The sequence below is a fragment of the Pseudomonas sp. BN415 genome, assembly GCF_029871195.1.
GTDB lineage: Bacteria > Pseudomonadota > Gammaproteobacteria > Pseudomonadales > Pseudomonadaceae > Metapseudomonas > Metapseudomonas resinovorans.
Map to the genome: position 1 here is coordinate 1 of NZ_SSOK01000047.1, position 4,575 is coordinate 4,575.

The 4,575-nt window shown below is 63.8% G+C and carries 3 protein-coding genes; all 3 read right to left on the reverse strand.

Annotation, left to right across the window (positions count from 1 at the left end; genetic code table 11):
* A partial coding sequence (locus E8F20_RS11590; RefSeq protein ID WP_280283794.1) for a phospholipase occupies positions 1–1,625 on the reverse strand: 1,625 nt, incomplete at its 3' end.
* 604 nt (positions 1,626–2,229) lie between these two features.
* Positions 2,230–2,637 (reverse strand): hypothetical protein, encoded by a 408-nt coding sequence (locus E8F20_RS11595; RefSeq protein ID WP_280283852.1) that lies wholly within the window; start codon positions 2,635–2,637, stop codon positions 2,230–2,232.
* On the reverse strand, positions 2,634–4,575 hold a 1,942-nt coding region (gene vgrG, locus E8F20_RS11600), incomplete at its 5' end, for a type VI secretion system tip protein VgrG (RefSeq protein ID WP_280283853.1). The genes vgrG and E8F20_RS11595, both read right to left, overlap by 4 nt.

Here is a 4,575-nt window from a genome sequence, read left to right on the forward strand (position 1 = left end):
TCGCTGTCCACCTGCATGCTGCGGGTGTTGATGTTGGCCGAGCCGTGGGTGGTGAGTACGTCGTTGACGATCATCAGCTTGGAGTGAATGTACACCGGCACCCAGGGCTTGCCGGCCGGCGAATCGGGGGCCACCAGGGAGCAGATGTGGACCTTCAGGCCAGGGCGTGGCTCGGGGATCAGGTCTTCGTCTTCAATCTCTTTGATCTGCCGATCCAACGCCTCTTGCCACTTGGCCAGCTCCTGTTTGCCATGCCAGTCATTGCCACCATCGGGCCTGGGCTTGGGTGGCATGTCCTTTTCGGCTTTCTTGATACGCAACTGCTTGGTGACCACAGGAATGGTGTCGGCCCGACCGAGGCTTTCCAGCATGCGCTGGGTGTTGACGGTGCCTTTGCCGATGCCTTCGTCCGTGACATTGGTGACCACGAACAGGTGCAGGCTGCCGTGTTGCCCTGGGTCGCGGCCTTCGCGGGTCTGGTCCTGCGCGGCCTGTTTGATGGCTTCGGCCAGGGGCGGCCAACGGAAGTACTGGTTCTCGATGTAGATGAACTGGGTGGCGTTGTTGATGGCCTTCAGGTAACCCGCCTGGATATCGCGAATCCCACCCTGTTCCTGGGCCTGGGTGCGCAGCAGTTGGGCCATCAGTGCAGTGCCGCATTCCGCGCGCGGTTGCAGCTGCACGGCCACCTCTTCGGCGTTGCGTGAGCGCAACAGGTCTTCGCCGGTTTCCTTGGCCCAGGCGGTGGCGAAGTTGTGGTGCAGGTCCCTGAGGATCCGGCCGGTGATCTGGCAGGAAATGTCCTGGCGCGGCAAGGCACCGCGAGGGCCGCGATTGGGGGCGTGGGTCTTCGCATCGGGTCGCTTGGGATCCGGCCGGCAGAGGGCCGAGTGGTGGTCGGTGTCCCAGTACTCGTCAAGCATGTTGTGGCCCATGACGAAGCCGATGGCCCGCTCCGGCAATTCGAAGTCGACCAGCACGGACTTCTGGTGGTGGGTCACCGTGTGACGCATGGTGAAGGCAGAGCGTTTGGCCAGCTCCGGGTCGAGGCGCTTGAGCTTGAGCTGGTGGGCGATTTCCGCACGCTCGGACAGGCTGAAGTCACGGCTGACGAACAGCGGAATATGGGCATCCGCCAAGCCGGCGGCCTTGTTATCGGCGACCGCGTATTGCTTGAACCACTGCCGGTCGTAGGCGTACTGCTCATCGCTGGAGGTCTGCCCTGCCCGGTCGGCGAGGCCGCCCTTACCGGGCAAGTTGGCTTCACCCACCACCCCAGCTGCATTGAGCGGCATCTCCCACCCCAGGATGCGTACCTGCACGCCTTGCCGGGCCTTCTCTTCCAGCAGGACGCCGATGCAGCGGTCGTCACTGCCGTCGCGGATGAAGTGCATCGAAGGCTGGAAGCCCCAGCAGATGATGTCGACCGAGCGCTCGGCATTGGCGATGGCCTGGTGCACCGCACGAAAGGCCTCCTCGCCATTGATCAGGGGCTTGTAGCTGGCCGGCCAGGGCCGGTACTCGGTATCGCAGACGAACCAGGGCGCGCTGCAGACGGCTTCGTGGGTGTGCTGGAGGGCGATGGGCACGACGATTTCGGGGTGCCTGGCGTTGGCGGGTCTCATGGGGCACATCCTTTCTGGCCCAGGTGTTTGGCGAGCAGCTCGGCGTACCCGCGGCGATGTTCGGTAGGCACTTCGTCATTGAAACTACTGATCACCCCGTGCCGGCGCCGCACTGACCGGGCCGGCGGCACGCGCGTGCGAGCTAAGAACGTCGGTGTGGGTAGCGGGAGGAAACTGACGCTGGCCGTCTTACCCCGGAAGACGAGCACGTCAAGCAGCGCATCACGGTTGCAAACGCGGGGCTTGTGGCGGCGGCGGTCGAAGATGGGGTGGAGTTCGTCAAGCATGCGGAGATACTTCCCTGCGTAAATACAGAACGCAGGAGACTGCCGCGAGCCGTCGTAGAACCGCTATCAGGCCAGTTCAGAATGAACACTGGAAAAAGAGCTTCTTCGTGCAGGGAGACGGGTAAACGCAGGAAAGGCGTTTCCGACGGACGTCTGAAAGCGGTGGGCAGGGATGCGCGCCAACCAATAGAACGCCCACCCCCTTCATCGGGGCCCAGGCTTTCCACTGCACCGTCCCAGCCTGCGGGGACGGTGATTTCACAGACACGCACGCGGCTACCTTCCTTGAGTCCCGAAGCGCTCTAGCACGGCGCTTATCATCGCACGCACTGCCATAGGCTCCAGCCCTTGAGGGCTTCTGAGCCGATGACCAGCGCAAGCATGAATAAGCTCGGTAAGTGGCCTGCCAAGAGCAGCACGGGGGCAATGGAGGGGGAGAGGAAAAACAGGCGCAGTGGGATCTGTGCCAACGCCAGGTAGCGGGTGGGGTGATAGCCCAAAAGGAAGCCCACCGTCGTGAGGGCAATGGAAAGTTGCAGGCACCAGGACAGCATTCCCAAACTGGATAGCCCTATATCCAACTCGGCACTCAGCCTCAGGATGCTGTGCAGGTCCGTAAGGTATGGAGTGCGCCCCGAACTCCAGCTTTTCTGGGTGTACCAAAGGCTCTGGAAGAGGTCCATAGCCCCCCATAGCAGTAACCACCTGCGGCTTGTGATCGTCATACTGGTACCTCCGCGGCCTCGTAGACGGTGTTGGCTGTTACGGGTTGCCAGTGCCAGGATTTGCCACCGACTTGCCAACTATCCGGCCCCTCCAAGTAGGTCTGTTCGATCTCCCTCGTTTCTCCATATCGATGTTTGGCTGACTTTGCGGCCAGGTGCTCTTCGTCTATCGCCAGCGCCACCCATTTCTGGCGCAAGGTGCGTTTGGTGTGCTCGTAGTCCTTGCCTTCCGAGCCAAAAAGACGTCCTTCGTCGCCCAGGCTGGCAAGGCGATTGAGAAACATCTGCCCGGTATTGCGGACGCCGTGGTAGTCAATGGCCTGCGTTATCCATTTGCCTGGCCCACCTTGCTCGGTGCTTGCCCCATCCGCCTTCTCACCTGGTGCGGCGGGTAGGAGCAATGAGGCGTACCAGCGGCGATGCTCCGTGTGCGGGATAGCGTCGCCCGCAGCGGCGCTGTGGTTGTGCAGGCCGAGGTTGGCCAGCTCGCCCTGCTCGGGGTTGCGGTAGTCGCTGGGGATGGGCAACTGGAAGGACAGGCCGTTGGCCAGCTCCAGCCGATAGCCACGGGTCACTACCTGGTGTTTAACGCTCAGGTAGCCGCTGTCGTCCATCACACCGCGCTGCAGCTCCTCGCCGTCGGCGTAGAGCCTGTAAGGCATGCCGGCCCAGGTCGTCTGCGGGGCATTGGGCGTTTGTGGCATACGCAGGCGTAATCGCGGCGCGGATTCGAGCTTGGGGTACTGCGGGTGTGCGGCCGTCATGCTGGCCGGCCCCTGGTAGTCGAAATGCACCGACTTGATGAGGTGCTCACCCTGGGTGCCTGACTCGATGCCGCAAGCGTCAAGGCTGATGTAGCTGCCGCCGGCGTTGAGGACGATCTTCTGCTTGGCGGTGATGTGGATTTCGTCCTCGGTGCTGACGATGTCCAGGCCATGGCGGGCCATCAGCTCCAGGCGGTCGTTCTGCGCCTGGATCTTGACCGCGCCCTGGTTGGCGATGAGCTTCAGCCCCAGCTTGCGCACGAACAGGCTGACGCCCTCGCCCACCCCGATGAATAGGCGCCGGACCACGCTGAGGGCCGCATCCTTGCCGGCGTTGGCGATGAGGTTGCGTTCGGCGGCTAGCTGCAGGTGCCGGCCGCTGGTGAGGGCGATGCCCTGGGGGGCGCTGAGCAGCACCACGGCTTCGCGCAGCTGTTCGAGTTGCTCGCGCATGAAGGTCAGTTGAGCCTGCACGTCCGCCGGGTCGGCGGTGGCGGTCTGGGCATCGTCGGAAAGCACCCGCAGTTGCTCCCCCGCTTCCCGCAACCGCGCCAGGGTTTCGTTCATCGCCAGCACCTGACCCTGGGCACGGGCCTGCTCGTCGGCACTGATGAACACCCCCTTGCCGGCGCGGATGGCGCCCCAGCCATCGGTCCGTAGCTCGAAGCCCTCACCGCGTTTCTGCCGCTGCCCGTCCACCAGGTGACCGAGGTTGAGCTGGCTCTTGCCGCTGTGTTCGGTGCTGAGCTTGATGTGTTCCTGGCCGCGGGTGTCGTCCAGCCGCAGTTTGTTGTTGGCCGGGGTGCGCAGCACGTTGCGCTTGTAGTTCTTCAGGGTCACCAGGTCCGGGTGCTGGCTGTCGTGCAGGGCGAAGGCGATGAAGCCCCGGTCGGGGTCGCCGTGCTCGAAGGCGATGCCGACCTCGGTGCCCTGGATCAGCGGCAGGTGAAGCCCGTAGGTGTCGCCGGCATAGGGCCGCGCCAGGCGCAGCCACATGCTTTCTTGCCCCGCGGGCCAGGTGTCCTGGTCGAAGAGGAAGTTGACCTTGTAGCGGCCTTCCAGGTCGATGTGGCTGTAGAGGTCGCCCGCCTGCGGGCTGGTGACCCGCGCCGGTATGGTGCCGGCGATCACCGGTTTGGCCAGTCGCGCCGGGCGGAAGCAGATGTGCTCGGCG

What these genes read in the sequence shown, in the direction of transcription:
- E8F20_RS11595 (WP_280283852.1), bottom strand. Translation starts at nt 2,637, where the DNA reads ATGACGATCACAAGCCGCAGGTGGTTACTGCTATGGGGGGCTATGGAC.